A 25,429-nucleotide genomic window follows, 5' to 3' on the forward strand; every position below is an offset into this window, starting at 1 on the left:
TATTCTTACGCTGACCGCTTATACTCTGAGTGGTTATCATACAAAAATGATGCCAACTACGTTTTACAAGAATAGTAGGGAATGTGGGAGGAAGGAGAGAAACTAATGATTCAGAATTGATCAGTGTGCACCAAAACAATGCTTAGAGAGTGAGATCTTCAAATCCATAACCCGCGGATAGCATACTCTATTCAACTCCCCTATCTGAATGAATAGAATAAATACTATTCAATAACAAAGCGTTAAGTGAAAACCGCTCCCTCCTTACTTTTTCTTTTTCTACCGTAATATCTACAACCCTCTACGATAGGAAAAAAGAATATTATCAGCATTAGAAATTAAATCATTACATTTCAATGAGTTAAATTATCTCTCAGTCACCAAATTTTACGAAGCGATTCTCAGATAATTCCTTAATGTAATAATGGCATCGTTTTCGCAGGCAGCAGAAACAATAGTTTCAATCCATGAAGAGAGAATAAGTGAGGATAGCTTATGATCCAAACTAATCTGTTGCCCCAAAGATTTCCCTTCCTTCGTCGAGGCGACTAGGATGATGCGGCCACTACAGGGATTAACACAGGTACGTCTGCCACAATGGCTATTACCGGCTGATTGGCCGCTGGAGGCAAGTGATCTCGCGCTGGCTAATATTCATTTTAAACACGGCAAAATCCAGTCACTGGTCCCTTGTAAAAAGAGGGTCGTCGACTATTACGATGTCGACGGCGCACTCGCCCTCCCCGGGTTAGTGGAACCCCATGCCCATTTGGATAAAACCTTTACCGTACGGCGCAGTCCGGCGACCGGACCAGGACTCCTTAATGCAATTGGTGCTTTAGCAAAGGATCGTGATTTCTGGTCTGCTGAAGATCTGGCATCACGAGCAGAACGTGCCTTGTTAACGGCCGCACGCCACGGTGTGATGACCTTACGTACCCATATTGATTGGGATCAGATATCGCCGCCCTTAAGTTGGTCGGTTATTGGCGCACTCTCTCTTCCCACGCTCACCTTAGAACGGGTCGCCTTGATCCCCCTGACACTATTGAGTGATAACCGCCATGCACAACAGATAGCTCACGCCGTCTCCTTGAGTGGCCCGGGTTGTCGATTAGGCGCTTTTATCCATAGCAGTAACTGGAATGCATGTGCGATGGAACACTTATTCCAGTGGGCGCAGGCTTATCACTTGGATCTTGATTTACATATTGATGAAGAGCTGTCTCGCTCTGCTCAAGGCCTATCGTGGGTCATCGACTATCTTGAACGGGAAACCTTCTCTGGACATATCTGTTGCAGCCACAGTTGTGCATTAGCCAGTCTCGATGAAGATGAGGCATTGCAGCAATTAAGCCGTTTGGCGGCACACAACGTGACGATCATTGCACTGCCTTTTACCAATTTACTGTTACAGGATGCACAGCCTAAACGTACCCCAAGACTTCGTGGGATCACCTTGGTCAAAGAAGCGATGACAAAAGGGATCCCCGTGTTATTTGGCGCAGATAATGTCCAAGATGCATTTTGCCCTACCGGGAATTACGACCCCATTGAGACCTTGGCCACCGCCCTATTCACCGCCCAACTGAGTAGCCCCTTTGACCGCTATTCAAGCTGCATCGGTGACCTGAGAAAATTAGGCGGCGTTTCACAACATCCACCGTTACAGCCTGGTAGCTCAGCCAATCTGGTTATTTTTCCTGGTAGCTCAGTGAATACTTGGCCACTGAACAGCGCATCAAGGCAAGTGATTTACCAAGGAAACCTTATTTATCAACGAACATTGCAAGAGGAACTGGCTTATGAGTATTGATTCCGGTACAGGAAAACCCTTAGCCCGTTACGCGGCGTGGCGACGTGTGGGTGACTATCTCTATTTTTCTGGTGTTATTCCGGTCAACCCGCACACCGCTACAATCGTTAAAGGCTTTGCCGATATCCCAGCTGATGCCCGACAACTGCTGGGTGAAACGGGTGAGTTCTCTACCGACTTTAAACAGGGTCCCATTCTTGCTCAAAGCTGGTCTGTTTTGGCCTCTATACGGCAAAGTATTGAGGAAGCCGGCGGCAAAATGGAAGACGTTTTCAAGCTGGTCCAGTACTTTCGTGACCTCGATCACTTCCCGTATTACAGCAAAGTCAGAAACCTTTTCTTTCCACATCTTTCGCCTGTTTCTACCGTGGTGCAGGTCAGCGAATTATTACCCAGCGGGGATGTACTCATTGAAGTCGAAGCAACTGCTTGGCTACCTCTCAAGTGCGATGAGTCCTCTATAAGGAGCGAAAAATGATTCATGGGTATTGTCCGGCAGCTCGCTTTCTGCCGTATTTGAGTTGGACCGCCATCGCCGACTTACCGGATAGAGCGAATACCGTTATCGTGCTTCCCACCGGCACCATCGAACAGCATGGTCCCCACCTCCCCTGTTCCGTAGACACGGTAATCGCCTCAGGGGTAGCAGGACATGCGTTGGCTAAACTGCCTTCAACTATTGCTGCTTATGGCATCCCGCCCATTAATTATGGTAAATCCGAAGAACACCTTAATTTCCCCGGTACCTTAACACTCAGTGGGGAGACGCTGCGCCATACACTACTTGAGGTGATTGAGTCGGTCTACCGTGCGGGATTTAGAAAAATCCTGATGATCAATGGTCACGGAGGGCAACCACAAGTCCTGCAAATGGCGGCTCGAGAGATGCGCCTTCGGCACGGTGACATTATCGTTATCGCCCACGATGTCTTTAACGTTCCTAATAACCAAATGACATTTTTAACAGAAAAAGAGCACACGCTGGGTATGCATGCAGGGCAAAGCGAAACCGCCTTAATGCTCGCACTGTCGCCCGAGCATGTGCGAATGGACTATGCGGTGGCAAATTATCCGCCCCCTTCACCCTGCCCCACGTTATCGAAAGAACGCCCTGTCGCGGCTTGGGTTTCTTATGATTTTGGGCCGACCGGCGTTATCGGTGATCCCTGCCCGGCGACTCGAGAACAGGGGGAAAGCCTGCTTGCATCATTAGCCACCAGTTGGGCTCAAGCCATCACTGAAATTCACGCTATGCAATGGATCACACGTGAGGTTCCGACGTGGGGTAATCACCATTGGCACGGCTATATTACTCACCCTTCAATCGTCTCTGATACTGCCTCAGAATAAGGACTCATAGCATGAAAAAAATAGTTAGTGTTCTCAGTCTTCTCTGCACCAACTTAGCGATCTCCACTGTCCAAGCTAATGAATCCTTTACCTTTCTGACAAATTGGTATGCCCAAGCAGAACATGGCGGCTTTTACCAAGCTCAAGCCGATGGGGAGTATAAAAAACAGGGTCTCGATGTCACCCTCCATATGGGCGGGCCCCAAGTCAATGTCATGCAATTAATGGCGGCAGGTCAGGCGGATTGTACGTTAGGCGATAATGGTCAAGCTCTCGAAAGTTGGCAAGCGGGTGTGCATGGGGTCACGGTCGCAACCGTATTCCAACACTCCCCTACGGTCTTTATTAGTCACGAGAAAATCTCCACACCACAGCAATTAGCGAATAAAACATTTCTCCTCGCAACAGAAGCTTATACTTCTTTTTGGCCTTGGGCTAAAAATGAACTGGGCTTCACCCAGACGAAAATTCGCCCTTATACATTTAGTGTCCAACCCTTTATTGCTGATGATCAGTTAGTTCAACAAGGCTATGTCACCTCCGAACCTTATGCGATAGCGAAAGGCGGTAAGCCTTTCTATGTTTATCCGCTCAGTGATTGGGGCTACCCTCCCTACGGTAACTCCATCATTTGTATGGCAGACACCGTAAAAAAACGTCCTCAAGCGGTGGCGGCATTTGTTAAAGCATCAATGCAAGGCTGGAAGGATTATCTGAACGATCCAACCTTGGGTAACCAAGCGATACGCCAAGCCAATCCACAAATGAGTGCTGAGCAGATCGCCTTTGGTATCGCCCAAATAAAAAAATATCAGCTTGTCACGGGCGGAGATGCTCAGCAGGGCGGAATTGGTATTATCACGCGGACACGCCTTAAACAAACTTGGGATATGCTGGTTAAAAACCACTTGATTGAACCGAGTAAGGTGCCTTTCGCCCAGACCTACAGCTTACAATTTATCGCCCCGGCAAAGGTGATGCCATGAATAAGCCAGCGAAGGTCCCTATCCCTTTTAGTCAATCAGAGAATAATCTCGCGCCCGCCATTGAAGCGCTCTCTGCCGAAAAGGTCTATAGCAATGGCACCCAAGCATTGTTACCGGTGAATTTAACTATCCAGCAAGGCCAGTTCGTCACCCTTCTTGGTCCCTCGGGATGTGGTAAAAGTACATTACTCAAGATGATCGCCGGGCTGATTGAACCCAGTGACGGGAAAATTTTACTGTGGCGTAAAGATAGCCGGCTGAAAGCGGCTGAAAACCTCTCTTTTGTCTTTCAAGAAGCGACCTTGATGCCATGGTGTAACGTACAAAAAAATGTCCGATTACCCCTCGATCTGGCTGGCGTCCCCAAAGAAGAGGCAAATCTGCGTGTCGCGGAGGTATTAACCTTAGTAGGGTTAGAAAAATTCGCCAAGGTATTACCTCGCGAGCTCTCTGGTGGTATGCAAATGCGGGTATCGATTGCCCGCGGATTGGTGACTCGCCCTAAATTATTATTGATGGATGAACCCTTTGGTGCATTGGATGAAATTACCCGTAATAAATTAGACAGTGATCTCTTACGGTTATGGCAAGAACAAGGGCTGACAGTTGTCTTTGTTACTCACTCGATCCATGAAGCCGTTTTTCTCTCTCAACGGGTCATTATGATGGCGGCCCGCCCTGGTAGGGTGGTCGAGGATATTGCGATCGATGCCCCTTTCCCACGCGATGAGCAATTTAGAGTGAGCGCCGATTTTGCCCACTACGCTCAACAATTACAAACCAGCCTATTACGGGCGAGCCAATCTGGGGAGACCACTCAGCATGCCTAAACATCGCCATACTCCTTGGACTCAACATCCACGCTTTAGTCAATTCTTTTATCCATTGATCGTTGCGATTGCGGTACTGTTGCTCTGGCAAGGTTGGGTAACCTATTTCCACATCCCGGTCTTTTTAGTCCCCTCTCCGGAGGTAATGGTCGAGAGCTTGGTGCATAATTTTTCAAGATTACTGCATGCGCTATTGTTCACTTTGAAAATTACCCTCATCTCCTTTTTGTTATCCATTATCATTGGCTCATTAGTCGCCTTTGTGTTGGTACAGAATCGTTTTATCGAGACGGCGCTCTTTCCTTATATTGTTTTTCTACAAGTCACCCCTATCGTAGCCATCGCCCCATTGATCATTATATGGGTAAAGGATGCAACGCTATCACTGGTCATCTGTTCCACGCTCATGTCGGTATTCCCCATTATCTCTAATACCACACAAGGATTACGCAGCGTATCACCCGGCCTATTGAGTTATTTCACACTTAACCATGCTAGCCGCTTGCAGATACTGTTACGACTACGCATCCCTTCTGCACTACCTTATTTCTTTGGCGCCTTACGCATCTCAAGCGGATTATCGCTGATTGGCGCAGTGGTCGCTGAATTCGTCGCGGGAACAGGGGGCAATAATACAGGCCTCGCTTATCAAATTTTACAAGCCGGCTATCAATTAGATATTCCGTTGATGTTTGCCGCCTTACTGCTAATTTCCCTCACCGGCATCATGTTATTTGCAGTGATGTCTTGGATCTCTCGACGTGCACTCAGTGCTTGGCACGAGAGTGAATCGACAACAGCCCGCTAACTAAGCAGCGACGGAGGAAACATGTCAATATCCCCACCTATCACGGCCTTGATCGCGCAATTCTCTGACTTTACTTGGACTGTTCAACCTGGTTCAGTCAAACGTTTATCCAAGGATTTTCATTGGTTTAGTCCAGTATTGAAAAAAGAATTAGCCGATAAAAGTGCAGAAGCTATCTTTCATCCGACCACGCCACAACAGTTACAACAAGTAGTTGGCGCCTGTGCCCAGCAGGCAATACCCCTTACTCTTAGAGGAGCGGGAACGGGTAACTATGGTCAATTAGTCCCTTTGGCGGGTGGGATCGTGATTGATATGACGGGCCTCAATAAAATTTGTGATTTTGGGCAAGGCCGAGCGCGAGCACAAGCGGGGATTCGTTTAGCCGAGTTAGAAAATTACACTCGACCTGCGGGTTGGGAGCTACGTTGTATGCCTTCCACCTATCGTTTAGCGACTCTCGGAGGTTTGTACGCAGGAGGATTCGGCGGTATTGGCTCAATCACTTACGGGCCTCTCGCCGCCAGTGGTAATGTGTTAAGCCTTACTCTAATGACGGTGGAGGCCTCTCCTCAGATTATTCGGCTTCCTGCCCCGCAAGCCCTCTTACTGCATCACAGTTATGGAACGAATGGCATCCTACTCGAAATTGAGATCGCATTAGCACCTTGTCATTCATGGATAGAACGGCTTGATGTATTTGACCATTTTCAGGACGCGTTAAACTATTCGGTGGAACTGGCCAATTCGCCGGGGATTGTCAAACGTGAGGTCGCCCTCTTCTCCGCGCCTATTCCGCAATTTTTTACCGCAGTCGCTGAAAAATACCGTGCCGATCAACATGCGGTCATCACGGTGATTGCACAAGAAAATCATGATTGGGTCGCGCAGTGTACCGAGCGTAATAACGGGAAGAGTGCGGTGTGTCAAACGGCAGAAGAGGCGAGAGTCTCCCATCAATCACTTATGGAGTATTGTTGGAACCACACGACGCTGCACGCAATGAAAGTCGACAATTGTTTTACTTATCTTCAAACGGCCTTCGATCCCGACACCTTTCCCGAACAAATTGCCACAATGAAGGACTTTTTCGGTGATGAAGTCCTGACACATATTGAGTTTTTACGCGATAATCATGGGCGCGTCACAGCAAGCGGCTTGCAACTGGTGCGCTTTACGAACGAGGCGCGACTCAACGATATCATGCAGCAATTCCGCGAGCAGGGGATAGGTATTAATAATCCTCACGTCTACGAAGTCGAAGCCGGTAAACAAGGCATTATCAGACCGGAAGTCGTCGAGATGAAACAGTGCTATGATCCAGCGGGATTGCTCAATCCCGGCAAATTAAGGGGATGGACGGTGCGTGCCTCGCCATATTCTCGATCTGCCCAGCCCTAGAGAGAAGAGCAGACCACCGCCTACTTTAACTTATTACTCACTCTTGGCGGGTCGCTCTCCCGCCACTCTCTCTGTGCAGGGAATGTATAGGCCTATTTGGCATGACTCAGTGCCGTCGAGCGGCTATGCGCTGTGCGCCTATCGCCCCCCCAGCACCCTCTAAGGCCCTTTGATAATTTCTCCGCTGCGTCTGCAGGCTAGCGTGACCACATCCGCGTAGTCGGCGACTTTTTTCTTAACCGTTTACCGATGCCGCTACCCTTGCGGGCACAACGATTGTCGCCAGTGTAGGAATCTTTACGCTATGGTCTGAGCAGCGTCGTCGTCGGTGGATTAAGGGGGTAAAATTAGGCCCACTCCAGTGTTACCCCTACAAGGAGGAAGGATGTTTCGCCGCCAACTCATCCCGCTCTTCTCTAAGATGAAAAGAATAAAACCTCAGCACCACTTAAACTTGGCAATAAGTAGTTAACTCTCCCAAGAGTTATCTGTTCATCGTAGGCACGTTGAGCGATAAGAAGATTTTAAGGTGAGTCAATTATCTGCGTCAAACCTGGGGCAGTAATGCCGCGATAGTCAATTAACTAAAATGGTGATTACTGAAAAAATAATTTTTAAACCATTACTCGAGGGTATCATCCAACATTAAGGTCAATACCTAATATTAACTTGAATGTGAAAACATCCATAAAGTGTAAGTATCATTATCCTCACCTCATATTAACCTATCGATAAAATTAATCTTACAGCGACCTGAAGCGTCAAATAGACTATTTATATAAAAAACGTAGAAAATGCAAAACACGATTAATATCACAACATTCCACACCGATATAGATAGTTCTTGAAATAATAACTCATATATTCAATACTATATCATAGCAAGCGGAATTCTGATGTTTTTAATAAAGACAGGGATGATTATGATTAATAGTATAGCAAGCCATATTTTATCAGGGCATCAAAGGGCATTAGGCAATGAAATCCGCATCGACTAATCACATCCGAGATTTTGTCAATTTTTCAAGTTCTAATAAAGAATATTCACCCTATAAAAATGGAAAAAAAGAGAGTTAAGTATTTGGAACGCCATACTATATTAAGGAGTCAACTTTGAAAGCTATTTTTTATAGTGTCGTATTATTATATTCAAATAGTGCGTTATGTTATGAAATGACCGACTATGATTCTATCGAAAAACTAAAATCGCTATCCCCTCATTCATGTCAAGATATCCATAATGATGATGGTTATTTGGGTTACCTTGCGTGTACTGAAAAAGTGTACAATGACTCAGATAGATTGTTAAAGGACAAATTGAAAAAACTCAGCATTAAAATAGATAAATTAGAGGATATCGACCTATCTACTCGCTTCAAAAAACACCAAGAACAGTGGCTAAAATATCGAATAGCGAAATGTAATTTCATTGCTTCATCAGCTAATACAGGTAGTGCTGCCCACAATCATCTCTACCAACTTTGCTCCTTAATCGAAAACTATAATCGAATAACACTCTTCGATCAGCCACTGCCTGTATCCTAAACATTTTTATGAAAGTAAATTTGCTGAATAGAATAATTAACATTACAGAATATATAGTGATTGTGGACAAATACAGATAACATTTGAGACTGTGCGATTAGTTCGGATCACCCTACAGCCAATACCCGGCCTCAGCCGAAGCAATCAACATATCAACAGTCAACGTTTGCGGTGCATGGTAGTCAGTTTCAAGGTAATCAGGAAGCCATGCATTGAGTAAAAACGAATACCCTCATTAGGGAAGTATTTTCGGAAATCGAACCCGGCAGGATCGACGTCAAGTATGTTGAAATACTCTTCAAAAAAGTCTGCCGCATCTTCCGGTAAAACAGGCTGATTCCCGGTATTTAATAACGTTCCTTCCGCCATATCCCAAAATGATTTTTGATGAGTTGTCTTACAACCTCATCCTGATTCATCATCGACGACCCCCTATCCCTGTAATCATTCTATATCGATATATCACATTTTTGTAATTACACTGCTATCCCATACTGTTAGTATTGCCCCTAAGCACGAAACCCAACGGCCAATATAAGCCTCAACACTAGTGGTGTAAGCCCATCTTCCTTCTAATTCGTCGCCCACGCTAAATCGGCGTGACTCGCTTCTTCGCTGCGACTTCCTTCGTAAGTAGGGCGATTGCCGCTGGCCGTGGTGGTTTTGCGGATCGACATAAAGGATTGCGCAATATCAAGGTGGCTCACATCAAACTCTAAACGGCCACTGCTAATGGTGTCATAAGCCTTGAGCACTAAGGCGTTTTTAACCGTGGGGTTGTAGACGAACTCTTTGACCATCGGGAAGAACATTTTGACGTTCTCATAAACCCCTGGGCCAACGCCGGTCGAGTCGATACCGATACCTTGTCGGCACTGACGATAACGTATTGGTGCTCATTCGCACCTACGCTAGCCGGGATAATGCCGCTAGAGCCGCTAAGGCACAGTGGGAAAAGTTGCAGCGCGGTGTCGCAACGTTCTCGCTACAATTAGATGAGGGACGTGCTGATCTCTACACCGAAATGCCCGTCAAAGTGACAGGGTTTAAGCAACAAATTGATGAGGCCGAATGGGTGATCACTACGCTCACGCATACCGTAAGCAGTGATGGGGGATTTATGACAAGTATTGAAATGGAAGTAATGATTAATCAACAACCTATCATCGATTGGGTAATTCATGTGTCATTATGACATCATCCTAGCAAAGGAAATCGCAATTATGATGAATTGCCGACTATGCCAGCAAGCAACACATACTCGTAGCAGTATGTAAATAACCAATAATACAAAAGAGCGCTATAACCAGTGCCAAAATATCAACTGTGGTTGCACTTTCAAATCTCTTGAGATGGTAACAGCTATAATCACACGGCCTCAGCTAGTAACACCAGTTCCCCCTCACCCATCAAGCAACGGCTAGCAATTTTTATTCGTGTAAAAAAACTCGCAATAGCGGTTTTTTTTACGTCTTGTAAAAATAAGGAAAAATTAAGCACCGCCATTCTATCGCCACTCGATAATCAAACAACAAAAAAGCCACTCAATCGAGTGGCTTAATATCCTGATTTAACAGGGAAAATTTGGTGGCCCCTCCCAGACTTGAACTGGGGACCAAACGATTATGAGTCGTCTGCTCTAACCGACTGAGCTAAGGGGCCTTAATGTGGCAGGGAGTATAAAGCATCCGAGTAGCCTAATCCAGTGCTGTCGAGTTAGTTGCTGTTTTTTAAGGCAGATTCTTAGCATTGATTAGGGTTATTACAATATCAATAATCTACGCTGGAAAAGGTGGCTGAACTTGATAGACCCAGGCCTGAAAGCGTTGCCCATCCGCCGTGGTCGCGGTGGTGATAATACGGTCGTAGCCCGCCTCGAACTCGTCTAATGCTGGCCAGTGGTCAGCGAGTTGTGGACTGATAAAAAGGTACCCCGGAACGTCGTCGGCCTGCTCATCGAGGATAACACCCGGAAAGTCAGCGGCCAGCCCCCAGGCCTTAGGGTAATAAGTGCCTCGAATAGTCGCGGCTATCCACTCGCCACCGATACGACTAAGTAGATGCTCATTTTCATGGCCCTTTTGTAAGGTGCCATACACAAAAAGTGGTGTCATGCTGACGCTCCTCATTATCCGTTTTTAGGCATCATGCCTTGAGCCGCTCACAGATTGCAATAATTCCTTGGGGATGCAACCAAAAGACTCTACAGTGGTGATCGGTGTCCCCTTACTCGATGACTAGGAGCAATAATGAATATCGCATTGGGTCAATGGTCAGTAAGTCGAGAATGGCAAGAAAATGCCAATACCATCATCCAGCTTATGCAAGATGCCGACCGGCAAGGTGCAAGGTTGTTGGTGCTGCCAGAAGCAGTATTGGCGCGAGATAATCAAGATAGCCAATGGGTGATCGAGGCGGCACAACCGCTAGATGGCCCCTTTATCCACCAGCTATTAGCGGCCAGTCAAACACTCGGCCTAACGACCCTCTTCACGCTACATGTCCCGGCTGAGAGGAATAAAGCGCGTAACGTCTTAGTGGCGATACGTGGTGGGGAAATCTTACTGACTTACGATAAAATCCATCTCTATGATGCTTTTACGGTGCGTGAATCAGAGAAGGTAATAGCTGGGCATACCCTGCCCCCCTTATTCCAAATTGATGAGTTTAGGGTTGGCGTGATGACGTGCTACGATCTGCGTTTCCCTGAGATGGCGCGTGCCTTAGCCTTGCAAGGCGCAGAGCTGTTGGTGCTGCCTGCCGCATGGTTAAAAGGTGCCAATAAGGAGCTACATTGGGAGTTGCTGACACGCGCCCGTGCGTTAGAAAATACCTGTTATTTTGCGGCAAGCGGCGAATGTGGCGTGAAAAATATCGGTCATAGCCTTGTCGTCGACCCTCTGGGCTTAGTGATCGCACAGGCAGGGGAACGGCCACAGCTTATCTTCGCGCAGCTGGATAAAGCGCATCTCACTGCGGTACGTGAGCAATTGCCGGTATTACAGAATTGTCGGTTATCGTCGGCCTCGCCCCAAGTTTTATCGCCGAGTGATTAGATTTTTTTGGCGAGGAACATAACAAAACGTTATTACTTCGTTAAGGTTATTGATTTACAAGCGAACTAAGACTTTTTATAGTCCAAATGGCATAACCTGAGAAACATCATATACTTTTGCTAAGGCGTGAATCGATTTGCGCAGGGTGTGTTGTGCAGTAACCACGCCAACATTGCTGTTTTTAGCGCAGTCATAAAAGGGAGAGTTAAGGTGTCGCAAACGGATCAACAAGCTCATCAGTCTCAGCCCATCTTACACGTAGAAAATCTGACTATTCGTTTCCCGCAGCAGGGAAGGCTTCACTCCGTGGTTGATAACCTTAGCCTCGAGGTCTACCGAGGCAAAACTCTCGCGTTAGTCGGTGAATCGGGATCGGGAAAATCGGTCAGTTCACTGGCATTGATGGGGCTTTTGCCTAAAGAGGCGAACGTCGAGGGACAGCGGCTGTTACACACTCGATCTGGGGAACAGATTGAGTTAGGCCAGCTGACGGAATCGCAGTGGCAAGGGGTGCGGGGCGCCGAGGTGGCGATGATCTTCCAAGAGCCGATGACATCCCTCAACCCGGTGTTCACCGTGGGTCAGCAGTTAGCGGAATCAGTCCGCCAACATCAGCCGCTTTCTCATGCCGAAGCGCTGCAACACAGTCTACAACTATTAGAGCGCGTGCGGATCCCTGCGGCGAAGCAAATTCTTAGCCGTTATCCCCATCAGCTTTCCGGCGGCATGCGCCAGCGCGTGATGATTGCGATGGCTCTCAGCTGTCGGCCCTCACTACTGATTGCCGATGAGCCGACGACCGCGCTCGACGTAACCTTACAGGCACAAATCTTAACGCTAATCCGAGAGTTGCAACGAGATCTGGATACCGGTGTGCTGTTTATCACCCATGATATGGGCGTGGTGGCAGAGATGGCTGACGAGGTGACGGTATTACGCCAAGGTCAGATGCTGGAAACGGCGGCGGTCGACACCCTGTTCTACGCCCCTCAGCATCCTTACACGAGACAATTACTCGCGGCGGTACCCCGTTTGGGGGATATGCAGCCCTATGATACCCCTCAGAAGTTTGCCCTACCCGGCGATGAGAAACCGTTAGCCGAGACCCAAGATACGGTCGATAAGCACTCCACGCCGCTATTGCAAGTGAAGGATCTTGTCACCCGCTTTCCACTACGAGGCGGCTTCCTGAATCGGGTGGTCAGCGAAGTGCACGCGGTAGAACATCTGAGCTTTGACTTGCGAGCGGGCGAAACCTTGGCGCTAGTCGGCGAGTCCGGCTGCGGTAAATCGACCACCGGACGTGCGCTACTGCAGTTGGTCAATAGCCAGCACGGGGAGATTACTTTTACTGGACAACGGATCGATCAACTCACCGGTTCTGCGCTGAACACTTTGCGCCAGCAAATTCAGTTTATTTTCCAAGATCCTTACGCTTCGCTCGACCCCCGAAAAACCGTGGGGTACTCGATTATGGAGCCCCTATTAGTGCATAAGCTGGCCACCCCGGCTCAAGCGCAACAGCGCGCACATCAGCTACTGGAGAAAGTCGGGCTCTCGGCGGAACATGCGTTACGTTATCCGCATCAATTTTCCGGTGGGCAGCGCCAACGTATCTGTATTGCTCGCGCTTTGGCCTCTAATCCGAAACTGATTGTCGCTGACGAATCTGTCTCCGCCTTAGATGTCTCGGTGCAGGCGCAAATCATTAATCTGCTCCTTGACTTACAGCGTGAGCAAGGACTTGCTTTCCTCTTTATTTCTCATGATATGGCAGTGGTCGAGCGCATCAGCCACCGTGTCGCGGTGATGTATCAAGGACAGATTGTCGAGATGGGGCCGCGTGCCGCGATCTTCGCCGCACCGCAGCATCCCTATACGAAAAAGTTACTTAATGCCGTACCGGTTGCCGACCCAAGAAGTCAGCGCCCTTCACTCTCTTCTGCAGTTGAAGAGATCCCTAGCGCCATTTATCCCTTAGGAAAAGGCCCCGAACGCGTAACCCTCAATGAAGTCGCCCCAGGGCATTATGTTGCGATAAACGCGTCGACCTCCCCCTTATCGCCGACCCATGCGGCAACCCCTTCATTGCAGACAGGAGAGACTTTATGATCACTAAACGCCAGCGCCCTTGGCTAATAGTCTTAGGCATGACTGCGAGCCTTGCCAGTGTATCGAGCTTTGCCGCAAAAAATATCGTCGTTGCCGTGGGCTCAAATTTTACCACGCTGGACCCTTACGATGCGAATGACACCCTTTCGCAAAGTGTTGCCAAATCGTTTTATCAAGGGCTTTACGGCTTTGATGAAAATATGAAGATTAAACCGGTGCTGGCGGAAAGCTATAAAGTCAGCAACAATGGGCTGACCTATACGCTGACTCTTCGGCCCAATGTAACGTTCCAAGATGGCACGCCGTTCGATGCTCAAGCCGTTAAGGTCAATCTTGACCGCGCCAGCAATCCTGATAGCCATTTAAAGCGCTACAACTTATTTAACGATATCGCCAAGACCGAAGCGGTCGATGCGCACACGGTGAAAATTACACTGAAAAAACCGTTTTCAGCCTTTATCAACACCCTCGCGCACCCTTCTGCTGTGATGATTTCGCCTAGCGCATTGCAAAAATACGGTAAGCAGATTGGCTTCCACCCAGTCGGTACCGGCCCTTATCAATTTGTGAGCTGGAACCAGACCGATGCCATGACAGTAAAAAAATGGCCGAATTATTGGCAAAAAGGATTACCTAAGTTAGACAGCATTGTCTGGCGCCCTGTCGCCGATAACAATACCCGTGCGGCGATGTTACAAACCGGAGAGGCGGATTTCGCTTACCCAATCCCTTACGAGCAAGCTCCGCGCTTAAAGGCGAACAGTAAGCTAGAGGTCGTAAGCTGGCCTTCAATTATGCAGCGCTACATTAGTCTTAACGTGACGCAAAAACCTTTCGATAATCCGAAGGTCCGTGAAGCCTTGAACTATGCGATTAATCGTGAAGCTTTAGCCAAGGTGGCATTTGCAGGCTATGCCACCCCGGCTACGGGAATTGTGCCGCCAGCCATTGCCGACGCCCAACACTACCCGGCCATACCTTACGACCCCGCGAAAGCGCGTCAGCTCTTGAAAGAAGCCGGTTACCCTCAGGGGTTCCAAACCACGTTATGGTCATCCCATAACCACTCTACCGCACAGAAAGTATTACAGTTTACTCAGCAACAACTCGCCATGGTGGGGATTAAAGCCCAGGTGACGGCAATGGATGCGGGACAACGTGCTGCACAGGTCGAAGATAAGGGACAAAAAGAGAGTGGCGTGCGGATGTTCTATACCGGTTGGACCGCCTCGACGGGCGAGGCAAACTGGGCCTTAACACCGCTGTTTGCGACCAGCTCTTGGCCACCGGCCATCTTTAACACCGCTTTTTATAGCAACCCACAGGTGGATAAAGATTTAGCCGATGCCTTAAATGCGACCGACGTCGCCAAGAAAAATGCTTTCTATAAAGATGCGCAAGATAAGATCTGGCATGACCAACCGTGGATCCCGCTGGTGGTTGAGAAACTTGTTTCGGCCAATAATAAGGCCCTCACCCATTTCAATGTCATGCCAGATACTGGTTTTGATTTTGATAATGCCGATCTGAAGTAATTGTCTCGGGCAGGCATCGCCTGCCCATAACTCGAGGCTATGCATGCTCAATTATTTTCTAAAACGCTTGCTAGGGATGCTGCCGACGTTATTGATTGTCGCCATTCTCGTCTTTCTGTTTGTTCACCTTCTACCAGGCGACCCGGCTCGTCTGTTGGCGGGACCAAATGCTGACGCTACAGTTGTCGCCATGGTACGCCATCAATTAGGGCTAGATTTACCTCTGCCGCAACAGTTTTGGCATTATATCGTTCGGTTACTGCAGGGTGACTTGGGTCAATCGATGTCGTCGCAACGCCCAGTGAGTGAAGAGATCGCTAGCCGCTTTATGCCAACGCTGTTACTCACTCTTTGTAGCATGGCCTGGTCGTGCCTGTTTGGCCTATTTATCGGTGTTGCCTCGGCAGTATGGCGCAACCGCTGGCCCGATAAGCTAGGCATGTTGATTGCCGTATCCGGTATCTCTTTTCCTGCTTTTGCATTAGGGATACTGCTAATGCAAATTTTCTCCGTCCAGCTCGGCTGGTTACCGACTGTCGGTGCCGACAGCTGGCGCCACTATATCCTACCTTCTCTCACCCTCGGGGCGTCGGTAGCCTCGGTGATGGCACGATTTACCCGCGCCTCCTTTATTGAAGTATTGGGCGAGGACTATATGCGCACGGCACGCGCGAAAGGCTTAAGCCCGCGTCGCGTTATCTTTAAACACGGCTTACGTAACGCCTTGATTCCGGTCATTACCATGATGGGGCTGCAGTTCGGCTTGCTGTTAGGGGGCGCAATCGTCGTTGAAGTGGTGTTTAACTGGCCAGGCCTTGGGCGTCTACTGATCGATTCTGTCGAAAACCGTGATTACCCCGTTATTCAGGCGTTGGTCCTACTCTTTTCCTGTGAGTTTATCGTGATCAATTTAGTCGTTGATATCCTTTATGCTGTGGTTAACCCCACTATTCGCTACCGCTGAGGAGGGGTGATGAAAAATTGGCGCCGCGAAGCGGCTTTGAAATCCCTACCAACCCTGGATCCGGCGACGCCGCAGCCACCGCTCCGAGAGTTCTGGCTGCGTTTTCGCCAACAGCCGGTGGCGGTGGCCGCCGGGCTATTTGTGGTGATCCTTTTTCTTGTCGCCATTTTTGCGCCGTGGCTGACACCGTTCGATGCCGAGAACTATTTTGATTATGACCGGATCGATCAAGGCCCTAGCCTTATACACTGGTTCGGCGTGGATGCGTTAGGACGCGATATCTTTAGCCGAGTCATCTTGGGGACACGAATCTCTCTGTTAGCAGGTGTCTTCTCTGTGGCACTGGGATCTGTTATCGGTACGGTATTGGGCTTAGTTGCTGGCTATTTCGAGGGCTGGACAGATAGAATTATCATGCGTATTTGCGATGTCCTTTTCGCCTTTCCGGGGATCCTCTTAGCCATCGCAGTGGTTGCCCTAATGGGACCGGGGATGTCTAACGTGGTGATTGCCGTCGCTATTTTCAGTATTCCCGCTTTTGCTCGCCTCGTTCGTGGCAATACCTTGGTGTTGAAACAACTGACGTGGGTGGAGTCGGCACGCAGCATTGGTGCCTCCAATACGCATATTCTACTCAAACATATCCTGCCGGGGACCTTCTCCTCGATTGTCGTCTTTTTTACCCTGCGTATTGGCGTCTCGATTATCTCTGCAGCCAGCCTGTCATTTATTGGCTTGGGCGCTCAACCGCCGACGCCGGAATGGGGAGCGATGCTGAACGAAGCGCGTTCAGATATGGTTATGGCACCGCATGTCGCCCTGTTCCCTATCCTCGCCATCTTTCTTACCGTGCTAGCGTTTAACTTATTAGGCGATGGCTTACGCGATGCGCTCGACCCCAAGCTGCGTAAATGAGTCAGTAGAGCCGAGTGACTTTTTATACAGGGCCGATTACGGCCCTTTTTTATATACCGCTTGCCTGGGCGCAGTGTTAAAGCAAATATCGTTATTTAAGTCCAGAAAAGGGAAAGTGACTGACAAGTTCAATAAAGACTTCCATAGTACGGATAATTAGCCACACACTGGTTTCAGGTCTTCTCTATAGGGCTGTGATTAATTTAATAAAAATTAAGCTTTTTTCTCGATAGCTTATCCTGAAAGAAAGAATCGGCTTCACAAGGGTTACCTCAACTTTCATACTATTGTTCCACTTAACGCAAGGAGCGATTATGAATAACTGGAATACGTCTCGTCTTAATAGATTCATCCCCTTCTTTTTAGCTTTCATCACTCTACTCTTGTTAACCTTATTTTCTCGGACAAGTTATGCTGAAGCACGGCCAGCCGTTGCTGACCGAGTGATCGCTTACAGTGGCGATCTCGGGGTTAAAGTGTGGACATTACGAATTGGCGACCGTAAAGCGCAGGAAGCCTTAGTGCAAATTGAGGATGCTGATCACGATTGGAATCTCGTTATTCAGAAGATGAAGATTACTCGGGTTAACGACGCGCTGCACTACTCGGTCAGCCAAGGAAATAAACGTCACGTCGTATTAATCCTGAAACAGAATCGTGGCCAGCTCTTCTTACCTAATGAGCCTGACCCGATTACCCTGCACTACAGCGAAACGCTGTCGCAAAGTGGCGATGCGCAAATGTTCCTTAACCACTATCTGGCCAATAAAAAATAGTGAATGCCTGTTAGGTCCTTACCTAACAGGCTATGCCTGATCAGGTTGATTCGCCAACTGGGCCAAAAAGTGCTGATCAAGCCGATGATAATTCACCTCTTCTACCACCTTTGCGCCAAGCGAAGCATAAAATCCCTGTGCAGCCTCGTCTTCGCGTACTGATAACCAATCCAGTTGGCTACAGGATTTCTCTTGGGCGCGCTGTGCAATAAACGCCATCATTTGATGACCTAAGCCTTTGCGGCGATATTGCTCAGACACAAACAACTCTTTGATGAACATCTGTCCGCTGTAGCGTGGCACTGGGTAGAGGATAGTGACGCAGGCAAAGGCGACGATACGCCCATCGCGCATCCCTTTATAAATTTCTGTCCCAGAATGCGCAGGAAAAACTCTATCTTTTAGATACTTTGCCATTTGCTCCGCGGCAATAATGGCTTGCGGGTGATGATAGCATTCCATTTCGGAAAAGATATCGACCAAATCTGCCCACTCGTCCGGTCCGCACTGCGTAATGTTCATGGTATTTCCAACGTCATTCAAGATGAAGTAACTATAGACGAGCCCTGCAGATTAGGGATAAAAAAAAAGCGCCATCAAGGCGCTCTTTCTCATTAACTGTAAAGTGATACTTCGCCCGGTGGACGGGTTTTGAATCGGCGGTGTAACCAGAGGTATTGCTCCGGTGCCCGAAGTATTTCGGTTTCAATCACCTTATTCATATAGCTGGCTGCCGCTTGCGAGTCCTCATAAGGATAATTTTGCAGTGGCGGTTGAATAATCAGCTGATAACCACTTTTATTACTATTACGAATCAACACTATGGTCAGCATAGAGGGCTTCGCCAGCCTTGATAAAACGAAAGTTCCGTTAGTGGTCGCCACCTTATCAACCGCGAAGAGAGGCGCAAATACACTTCCCTTAGGGCCGTAATCTTGATCGGGCGCGAACCACACGGCTTCACCTTGTTTCAATGCATGCACCATCCCGCGTAAATCACGACGGTCAATCATTGCTTTATTCGAACGCATACGCCCTTTGGTCTGCGCCCATTCCATCGCTTGGTTGTTGTGCGGACGATACATTGCCATCATCGGCTGGCAGAGGCCGGTAATACGCCCACCCAGCTCAAGCGACATAAAGTGTACGCCAATCACCATTACACCACGCTGCTCTTGCTGCGCTTGTTGTAAATTATTGAGCCCCGATACGGAGTAGAGTTTGCGTACCCGCTTGTCCGACCAAAACCATGCAATACCGGTCTCGACCAAGGCCATCCCTAAAGATTCAAAGTTCTTAGCGATCAACGCTTCTAACTCTTGCTCTTGGATATTCGGAAAACAGAGTTGCACGTTGCGCCGGGTGATCGACTCGCGTCGCTTCAAGACACGACGTGAAATTTTACCGGCCTTTGCTCCCAATCGAATCAAGATAGGATAAGGGAGTTGCACTAACAGCCACAATACGCCGAGTCCAAACCAGGTGAACCAGTATCGAGGATGTAAAATTTTTAGCTGAAATTGCCCAGTTTTTTTCATAAAGCCTTCAATAAAAGAAGCCTCTACGCCAGAAATTCCACATTTCTTGGCAACGTATGGCCTCAATAGACAGTTTGACCGCAGAAAGCAGAGAATGTCACCGAAAGATTGGGTGAAATAATGAAAGCAAATGTATCTAACATTACGGTGTAGTTGCCACGAGGACAATATCGACTTGAATAGGGTCCGCAACCAATGCGGGATATTGTCCCATACCAAAGGCTTGGCGCGATAGGGTAATAGTGCCAGAAAGTCGTAAGTATCCGCCACTGGCCTGTAATCGTGAATCGTCACTGCGTTTACCGTAAAGCATAACAGGACGAGTCATCTCTTTAATTTTCAATGAACCTAATACCCGATAACGGCCCTCTCCCATATCGATAATACGGCTACTGGTGAAGGTGACATTAGGGTATTGGGCTTGATCAAAAAATTGGTGGCTCTTCAATGCCCAAGTTAGCACACGGTGATGAGCATCGAGGTTTGCGATCGGCATATCGATACGTAATCGGTCTGCCACGTCGTGCTGTGGGTCGACAACAATATCTCCGCGCAGGCCAGTAATGCGCGCATGGTAATCGGACTTACCAATCATATTCCACCGCAGCAAAACATAGCTGCTATCGGCCAACTGAAATGGAATCGGGGCGGCAAAGGACGGAAATACTCCCGCTAACAAACCAAGTAATAACACAGCTACTCGTAACATAAAGCCCCCTAAGCAAAACGTTGACACTATAGCTTAGCGTTAACTCTGCCGCCCAGAGAAATTATTTATCGATAGGTGATGCAAGGTGGATTAATTTGCGAGGGGCTAACGCCCTCTTGCGCTTCCCCCCTGCGTGATAGAATTTTTTGATAGAGCCCGGAGGCTATCGCGTCATTTAATACCTGATTAAGCGCCTTCACCAAACCATTGCTTTGTAGTGTGGTGGTAGCAACTTAAGCCTTATAAGGGCTATGACCGACTACTTGGCTACGGTCGTTCAGTGCTGCCGCCGCCTGCGGGCCAAAAGTAATATCCGCGCGCCCCGATTGCAGGAATAAGGTTGTGGAGGCATCGTCAGTCAGATAAATCGGGGGCGCAGGTGGGTGATACTGTTGCCGCAGCTGCGCATTCCAGTCGAGTAAAATACATTCTTGATTCGTGCCTGAGCCAACGCTTACCCGCTGACCGGCAATATCTTCCGCGGTGGCAATATGCTTGATGGGGCTGTCGAGCTTGATGCTAAATGCCTGCGAATCTGTTCGGTACGTCGCGAAATCATATTTCTGTTTACGCGCTTCGGTGACGGCGATATTGACGAGCGCAACGTCATAACAGCCACTTTTCTCAGGATACCGATACGACGGTCAGGGTAAGCCCCAAACTCTGCGCCAGCAGATGAGCGATATAATATCACTGCCGATGCACGTACGGTTATCACTCGCGACGAGCTATAAGGACTATAATGCTGTGACATCACGCCCCCCGCCCCTAGACGTAATGTCTTGATATGGGCTGCTAACCATGCCAAGACAAGTTCTGGCGAAGGGCTAGCCAGCGTAGGGCTATTATGCTGTTCGGCAGCCCAGTCGCGATAATAACCCGCTTGTTCGGCTAAACGTGCGAGGGCTACGCTATTTTGTAACGCTTGCTGGCTGATTTCTTCTAGTTGACGCGGGCATTTATCCAAGATACTCAAAGGAAAAGACATAGGGCTTCTCTAAAATTAATCTCCATGTCCGAGCTTTAGGAGAAAAAAGAAGTGAACGGAAATAAAAAAGTTTTATAACGCACAATTTTGGCTAACTCATAGTGATATCCACTCGATACTTTGGGAATGTGCTAGCATACCCCTCTGAACTAACGAGGGGTGAGCGATGGCGAATCAAAACAACGTACTGAAAACCGTTGAAAGGACGATGTTAACACTTGAAGTGTTAAGTGAATCTCAAGAAAAGTTGAGCCTCTCTGATATCGCAGAAAAACTCTCGGTTAATAAAACCACTTTACATGGTCTTCTCAATACCTTAGTTATTCTTGGGTATGTATTAAATGAGAAAGGAATGTATAGCTTAAATAGTCGAATACAATTACTTTCTGAAACGCATCAGAATAACAATTTAATTATTGATAGATATCATCATTATATTGAAAAAATAGCATACAAGACCTCAACCACTTGTATGTTATCCATTCGTTCAGGCAGCCATCATTATATGATTGTTGACTTCATTGAGCAGGATTATAAATTATCAATTAATGAAAAAAGACATGATTTCTTCTCAACTATCTCGTCTGCCACTGGAAATATTTTTCTCGCTTATGATAAGCCTTTACTTCATTCGCTCCGTAAAGGCGGTTTTATTACACCAGAATTGGAGCGTAAGATAAAAAAAATCCAGCAACAAGGCTATGCCGTAGATGTTGGACAAGTGGAGCAACAAACCTTCTGTCTCGCCTTTCCTCTCATTTTTGAAGGAAAGCTTGATGCCTCTTTAAGCTTAGTCAGCCATTCAAAAGAACATCTAAACAGCGTATTAGAACGTGTTATACTTTTTTTAACACCTTGATTTAGGTTTGGCATAGTCAAACCTCACCCCCTTACATTTACTCTTATTAGCCATAACATTATATTTTCCCCCAACAAGACGGCGCGGGGAATATTTTTACCTCACCTCTTTTTCGCCACACCAGAGAAATTAAATAAATTTTATATAAAAAAATTAAATTCTAATGAGGTTAATTATGACTAAAGAGATTATTAGTAAAAATCCACAGGATAATGATCAAATAGCACATGACTTATTATTACTTGCTTATAAAAGTATGAAAACCATTCGGGTGTTTGAGGACCGCTTACATCAGGATTATGCGACAGGCACTATTCCTGGATTTGCTCACCTCTATGCCGGTCAGGAAGCGACCGCTGTGGGTATTATGTCCCATTTATCCGATAGCGATCAGATCGCCAGTACCCACCGTGGGCATGGTCACTGTATTGCGAAAGGTGTCGATGTTATCGACATGATGAAAGAGATCTACGGCAAAGCTGGTGGTGTTTGTAATGGTAAAGGCGGTTCGATGCATATCGCCGACTTAAGCAAAGGGATGATGGGTGCAAACGGCATTTTGGGCGCCGGTGCCCCCTTAGTATGCGGTGCTGCCTTAGCAGCGAAGATTCGTGCGCAGGGAGACGTGGCAATCTGTTTTGGGGGTGATGGCGGAGTTAACCAAGGTGCGGTACTGGAAAGTATGAACCTCGCTACCGTGTGGAATCTTCCCCTCATGTTTGTAGTAGAAAATAATGATTACGCTCAGTCAACGCCACAAAAAAGATCTACATCAGTCACCAGTTATGAAGATCGTGCCAAAGGCTTCGGTATGCCAAGCGTCACTGTTGATGGACTGGACTTCTTCTCCGTTTATCGCGTGGCCGGTGAATTAATTGAACGTATGCGTAACGGCGGCGGCCCGGTGCTACTGGAGTGTAAAAATGTCCGTTTCTATGGCCACTTTGAAGGTGACCAACAAGCGTACCGCCCCGCCGGTGAAGTCGAGCAAGCTCGTCGCGATAGAGATTGTTTAAAAATCTTTATCGAAAAAGCGCAGCAGCAAGGCGTTTCGCTCTCGGCATTAAACGAAATAGATCAGCAGGTTGCCGCGTTAATTGATGAAGCAGTTAATGCCGCTAAAGCCGCACCTGAGCCTGAGGCTGAAGCCCTATATCGCGACGTCTATGTGAATTACTGATAGAAAATTTTAAGAATAGGATTTGACCATGACCAGAATGATTTCAATGAAACTTGCCATCAACGAAGCGATGGACCAGGAAATGACGCAAGACCCGAATATTATCATGTTCGGTCAAGATACGGCAGGCGGTGTAGGAACTGGCGGTGAAGAGGATTGTTGGGGAGGCGTTTTAGGCGTTACCAAGGGACTCTATACCAAGCATGGTGATCGCGTTATTGATGCCCCCCCGACAGAGATGGCATATGTCGGTGCGGCGGTGGGCGCTGCAGCCTGTGGTGTACGGATTATCGCCGAAGTTCCTTTCATCGATTTTATGGGCGTCTGCCTCGATCAGTTGATGAACCAAGCCGCGAAAATGCGCTATATGTTCGGGGGGAAAGCCGAATCCCCACTGGTCGTCAGAACGATGGTCGGTGCGGGAATTAATGGCGCCGCACAACATTCTCAAATGCTGACCTCGCTTTTTACCCATATTCCAGGGTTGAAAGTCGTTTGTCCGAGCAATGCCTACGACGCAAAGGGACTGATGATTCAAGCGATTCGTGATAACGATCCAGTCGTATTTTGTGAACACAAAAATCTTTACGAAACAGAGTGTGAGGTTCCAGAAGATAGCTATACCTTACCTTTAGGCAAAGCCCGTATCGTGCGGGAAGGCAACGATGTATCGATCATCACCTATGGGCAGATGGTTAATCGCAGTCTTGAGGCTGCTGAACAGTTAGCAGCAAAAGGAATAAGTGTTGAAGTGGTCGATCTTCGTACACTATCCCCGCTCGACCTCGACACTGTGCTGGCCTCTGTAGCGAAAACGCAGCGTTTTGTGGCTGTGGATGAAGCTTATCCACGCTGTAATATTGCTACCGATATTGTCGCTCAAGTCGTCCCTAAACTCTTTGGACAACTGAAGGGTGCGCCGCAAGTCGTGAGTGCTCCACATACTCCGGTACCTTTTTCGCCTAATTTGGAAGCGCTGTATATTCCAAGTGTCGAACAGATTTGCCAAGCGCTTGAGCGCACTTTCTAAACTCTGAGGCCCTGATCTTTAGCAGGTTAGGGCCATAGGAACTCGCTATGTCCCCTAGAAAAAAAATCGTCAATTCACGGCACTATATTACGGCTGAAGCCGCAGAATCGGCAGGTAAAATAGCATTACAATTGGCGGAAGAGATCGGCCTTATGATATCGGTTGCCGTCGTCGATAATAGCGGTCATCTACTCCATTTTACTCGCCATGACACAGCACAATTTCTCACCATTGATATCGCCATCAATAAAGCTTGGACTGCGAGCAGTTTTTCGCTCTCTTCACAGACTTGGAATGATGCCGTACAGCAACCCTCCTTAACGCCACTGACACAAACCCCGCGTTTCACCCCGGTTGCGGGGGGGTACCCTTTATTTCATCACGGTGAACTCATTGGGGCTATCGGTATTTCTGGTGGGAGTACGCTACAGGATCACTCAGTAGCCGAGAGTACCGCTCAAAGGTTAGGTTTCCATCAATCGCCCTAACTGAGATGCGGCTTAACTATCGTTTCTATCTCCCCGCGTGCTGGGATGGGAAATAACTAAAAACTCCACTGCCTGTTGTGATGTATTGCGGGCTTGATGTGGGACGTTAGGCGGGATTTCCAGGCCCTGTTGAGCCCATAAACACTGTGTCTGTCCCGCCAGTTCCATATCCAACTGTCCCGATAAAACATAGAAAAACTGTCGGGACTGTTGGTGATAATGCCTGCGCTCAGCAGTATTAGCTGGCATCTTTTCATGAATAATTAATAGGTCTTGGCGGTTAAGTAAATACCAGCCGTCGCACTGATCGCCCCATGAGTAATGCTCGGCCGTTGCCTTATCAATCATGATCTCGCTTTCCTTTGTGGTTAATAACACAATTTATGCTAACTATTTCGGTTAATTAGCTAAAGGGTTATTGATTATAAACAGGGGTTTATACTGTTTTTTTGTTTATTGGCTAGGGTTAATTAATAAAAGGGGGATGTTTTCCGATAATTATCGTCGTTATATCTTTGTGATATAACGTTTGCGTTTTAATTA

At 47.7% G+C, this 25,429-nt stretch carries 25 protein-coding genes, 1 tRNA gene and 5 pseudogenes; 20 read left to right on the top strand and 11 right to left on the bottom strand.

Going from position 1 to position 25,429, the window contains the following annotated elements; all coding sequences use genetic code 11:
* Positions 1–553 precede the first annotated feature (553 nt).
* The 8 genes from MKR94_RS06195 (at position 554) to MKR94_RS06230 (ending at position 8,736) form a co-directional block, all read left to right on the top strand.
* The gene (locus tag MKR94_RS06195; protein WP_241646148.1) at positions 554–1,816 is read left to right on the top strand and encodes an amidohydrolase family protein; all 1,263 of its coding nucleotides are present in this window, start codon (positions 554–556) and stop codon (positions 1,814–1,816) included.
* Positions 1,806–2,294, top strand: a complete 489-nt coding sequence (locus MKR94_RS06200) for a RidA family protein (RefSeq protein ID WP_241646149.1) — start codon at positions 1,806–1,808, stop codon at positions 2,292–2,294. Before MKR94_RS06195 ends, MKR94_RS06200 begins: the two co-directional genes overlap by 11 nt.
* Positions 2,291–3,166 carry a creatininase family protein gene (locus MKR94_RS06205; protein ID WP_241646150.1) on the top strand — a complete coding sequence of 292 codons (876 nt, stop codon included), beginning with the start codon at positions 2,291–2,293 and terminating at the stop codon, positions 3,164–3,166. Before MKR94_RS06200 ends, MKR94_RS06205 begins: the two co-directional genes overlap by 4 nt.
* A gap of 11 nt (positions 3,167–3,177) precedes the next feature.
* Entirely contained in the window at positions 3,178–4,152 is a 975-nt protein-coding gene (locus tag MKR94_RS06210; RefSeq protein ID WP_241646151.1) for an ABC transporter substrate-binding protein, read from the top strand.
* Positions 4,149–4,982 carry an ABC transporter ATP-binding protein gene (locus tag MKR94_RS06215; protein WP_241646152.1) on the top strand — a complete coding sequence of 278 codons (834 nt, stop codon included), beginning with the start codon at positions 4,149–4,151 and terminating at the stop codon, positions 4,980–4,982. The genes MKR94_RS06210 and MKR94_RS06215 overlap by 4 nt, the downstream gene beginning before the upstream one ends.
* Entirely contained in the window at positions 4,975–5,790 is an 816-nt protein-coding gene (locus MKR94_RS06220; protein ID WP_241646153.1) for an ABC transporter permease, read from the top strand. The genes MKR94_RS06215 and MKR94_RS06220 overlap by 8 nt, the downstream gene beginning before the upstream one ends.
* A 21-nt stretch (positions 5,791–5,811) precedes the next feature.
* Positions 5,812–7,191 carry an FAD-binding oxidoreductase gene (locus MKR94_RS06225; RefSeq protein ID WP_241646154.1) on the top strand — a complete coding sequence of 460 codons (1,380 nt, stop codon included), beginning with the start codon at positions 5,812–5,814 and terminating at the stop codon, positions 7,189–7,191.
* Between the two features lie 1,113 nt (positions 7,192–8,304).
* Positions 8,305–8,736 (top strand): lysozyme inhibitor LprI family protein, encoded by a 432-nt coding sequence (locus MKR94_RS06230; RefSeq protein WP_241646155.1) that lies wholly within the window; start codon positions 8,305–8,307, stop codon positions 8,734–8,736.
* Between the two features lie 159 nt (positions 8,737–8,895).
* Here MKR94_RS06230 and MKR94_RS06235 read toward each other — a convergent pair whose 3' ends face one another.
* The 3 genes and pseudogenes from MKR94_RS06235 to MKR94_RS06240 all read right to left on the bottom strand — a co-directional run.
* Positions 8,896–9,105, bottom strand: a complete 210-nt coding sequence (locus MKR94_RS06235) for a DUF1493 family protein (RefSeq protein WP_338328010.1) — start codon at positions 9,103–9,105, stop codon at positions 8,896–8,898.
* 49 nt (positions 9,106–9,154) lie between these two features.
* Positions 9,155–9,312: pseudogene (locus tag MKR94_RS17150) on the bottom strand (STM2901 family protein); the annotation flags it as partial.
* A 2-nt stretch (positions 9,313–9,314) separates the two neighbouring features.
* Positions 9,315–9,599: pseudogene (locus tag MKR94_RS06240) on the bottom strand (phage terminase large subunit family protein); the annotation flags it as partial.
* On the opposite strand from MKR94_RS06240, the pseudogene MKR94_RS06245 reads away from it, so the two are divergent.
* Positions 9,596–9,931, top strand: a pseudogene (locus MKR94_RS06245) (phage late control D family protein); the annotation flags it as partial. The pseudogenes MKR94_RS06240 and MKR94_RS06245 overlap by 4 nt on opposite strands.
* Positions 9,932–10,013: 82 nt before the next feature.
* Positions 10,014–10,160, top strand: a complete 147-nt coding sequence (locus MKR94_RS06250; protein WP_241646232.1) for an ogr/Delta-like zinc finger family protein — start codon at positions 10,014–10,016, stop codon at positions 10,158–10,160.
* A 161-nt stretch (positions 10,161–10,321) separates the two neighbouring features.
* Here MKR94_RS06250 and MKR94_RS06255 read toward each other — a convergent pair.
* Positions 10,322–10,398: transfer RNA gene (locus tag MKR94_RS06255), tRNA-Ile, on the bottom strand.
* A gap of 116 nt (positions 10,399–10,514) precedes the next feature.
* Positions 10,515–10,850: a gamma-glutamylcyclotransferase family protein gene (locus MKR94_RS06260; protein WP_241646156.1), complete on the bottom strand. Its 336-nt coding sequence runs from the start codon at positions 10,848–10,850 to the stop codon at positions 10,515–10,517.
* 135 nt (positions 10,851–10,985) lie between these two features.
* On the opposite strand from MKR94_RS06260, the gene MKR94_RS06265 reads away from it, so the two are divergent.
* The 6 genes from MKR94_RS06265 to MKR94_RS06290 all read left to right on the top strand — a co-directional run bounded on the left by MKR94_RS06265 (position 10,986) and on the right by MKR94_RS06290 (position 18,094).
* A complete protein-coding gene (locus MKR94_RS06265; protein WP_241646157.1) occupies positions 10,986–11,792 on the top strand; it encodes a deaminated glutathione amidase in 807 nt (268 codons plus the stop codon).
* 210 nt (positions 11,793–12,002) lie between these two features.
* Positions 12,003–13,904 carry a dipeptide ABC transporter ATP-binding protein gene (locus tag MKR94_RS06270; RefSeq protein WP_241646158.1) on the top strand — a complete coding sequence of 634 codons (1,902 nt, stop codon included), beginning with the start codon at positions 12,003–12,005 and terminating at the stop codon, positions 13,902–13,904.
* Positions 13,905–13,942: 38 nt separating this feature from the next.
* A complete protein-coding gene (gene gsiB, locus MKR94_RS06275; protein WP_422047509.1) occupies positions 13,943–15,439 on the top strand; it encodes a glutathione ABC transporter substrate-binding protein GsiB in 1,497 nt (498 codons plus the stop codon).
* 43 nt (positions 15,440–15,482) lie between these two features.
* Entirely contained in the window at positions 15,483–16,403 is a 921-nt protein-coding gene (gene gsiC, locus MKR94_RS06280; protein WP_241646160.1) for a glutathione ABC transporter permease GsiC, read from the top strand.
* A 9-nt stretch (positions 16,404–16,412) separates the two neighbouring features.
* Positions 16,413–17,318, top strand: coding sequence for a glutathione ABC transporter permease GsiD (gsiD, locus tag MKR94_RS06285; RefSeq protein ID WP_241646161.1), 906 nt, complete (start codon positions 16,413–16,415; stop codon positions 17,316–17,318).
* A gap of 314 nt (positions 17,319–17,632) precedes the next feature.
* Positions 17,633–18,094, top strand: a complete 462-nt coding sequence (locus tag MKR94_RS06290; protein WP_241646162.1) for a hypothetical protein — start codon at positions 17,633–17,635, stop codon at positions 18,092–18,094.
* Between the two features lie 30 nt (positions 18,095–18,124).
* Here the strand turns inward: MKR94_RS06290 and MKR94_RS06295 are convergent, their stop codons facing one another.
* The 5 genes and pseudogenes from MKR94_RS06295 to MKR94_RS06315 form a co-directional block, all read right to left on the bottom strand.
* Positions 18,125–18,616 (bottom strand): GNAT family N-acetyltransferase, encoded by a 492-nt coding sequence (locus tag MKR94_RS06295; RefSeq protein ID WP_241646163.1) that lies wholly within the window; start codon positions 18,614–18,616, stop codon positions 18,125–18,127.
* A 92-nt stretch (positions 18,617–18,708) separates the two neighbouring features.
* Entirely contained in the window at positions 18,709–19,632 is a 924-nt protein-coding gene (gene lpxP / locus MKR94_RS06300) for a kdo(2)-lipid IV(A) palmitoleoyltransferase (RefSeq protein WP_241646164.1), read from the bottom strand.
* Positions 19,633–19,774: 142 nt separating this feature from the next.
* Positions 19,775–20,341: a YceI family protein gene (locus MKR94_RS06305; RefSeq protein ID WP_099822155.1), complete on the bottom strand. Its 567-nt coding sequence runs from the start codon at positions 20,339–20,341 to the stop codon at positions 19,775–19,777.
* Positions 20,342–20,406: 65 nt separating this feature from the next.
* Positions 20,407–21,069 (bottom strand): annotated as a pseudogene (locus MKR94_RS06310) (transporter substrate-binding domain-containing protein); the annotation flags it as partial.
* Between the two features lie 17 nt (positions 21,070–21,086).
* Positions 21,087–21,329, bottom strand: a pseudogene (locus tag MKR94_RS06315) (LLM class flavin-dependent oxidoreductase); the annotation flags it as partial.
* 166 nt (positions 21,330–21,495) lie between these two features.
* Here MKR94_RS06315 and MKR94_RS06320 point away from each other — a divergent pair.
* The 4 genes from MKR94_RS06320 to MKR94_RS06335 all read left to right on the top strand — a co-directional run bounded on the left by MKR94_RS06320 (position 21,496) and on the right by MKR94_RS06335 (position 24,886).
* Positions 21,496–22,188 carry an IclR family transcriptional regulator gene (locus MKR94_RS06320; RefSeq protein ID WP_241586932.1) on the top strand — a complete coding sequence of 231 codons (693 nt, stop codon included), beginning with the start codon at positions 21,496–21,498 and terminating at the stop codon, positions 22,186–22,188.
* Positions 22,189–22,363: 175 nt separating this feature from the next.
* A complete protein-coding gene (locus tag MKR94_RS06325; protein WP_277753980.1) occupies positions 22,364–23,368 on the top strand; it encodes a thiamine pyrophosphate-dependent dehydrogenase E1 component subunit alpha in 1,005 nt (334 codons plus the stop codon).
* Between the two features lie 37 nt (positions 23,369–23,405).
* Positions 23,406–24,398 (top strand): alpha-ketoacid dehydrogenase subunit beta, encoded by a 993-nt coding sequence (locus MKR94_RS06330; RefSeq protein ID WP_439127194.1) that lies wholly within the window; start codon positions 23,406–23,408, stop codon positions 24,396–24,398.
* Between the two features lie 47 nt (positions 24,399–24,445).
* A complete protein-coding gene (locus MKR94_RS06335) occupies positions 24,446–24,886 on the top strand; it encodes a GlcG/HbpS family heme-binding protein (protein WP_241646165.1) in 441 nt (146 codons plus the stop codon).
* Between the two features lie 12 nt (positions 24,887–24,898).
* On the opposite strand, the gene MKR94_RS06340 is transcribed toward MKR94_RS06335, so the two are convergent.
* Positions 24,899–25,234, bottom strand: coding sequence for a cupin domain-containing protein (locus MKR94_RS06340; protein WP_241646166.1), 336 nt, complete (start codon positions 25,232–25,234; stop codon positions 24,899–24,901).
* Between the last annotated feature and the right edge of the window lie 195 nt (positions 25,235–25,429).

Origin of the sequence: Rosenbergiella metrosideri (assembly GCF_022602565.1) — a bacterium.
GTDB classification, from domain to species: domain Bacteria; phylum Pseudomonadota; class Gammaproteobacteria; order Enterobacterales; family Enterobacteriaceae; genus Rosenbergiella; species Rosenbergiella metrosideri.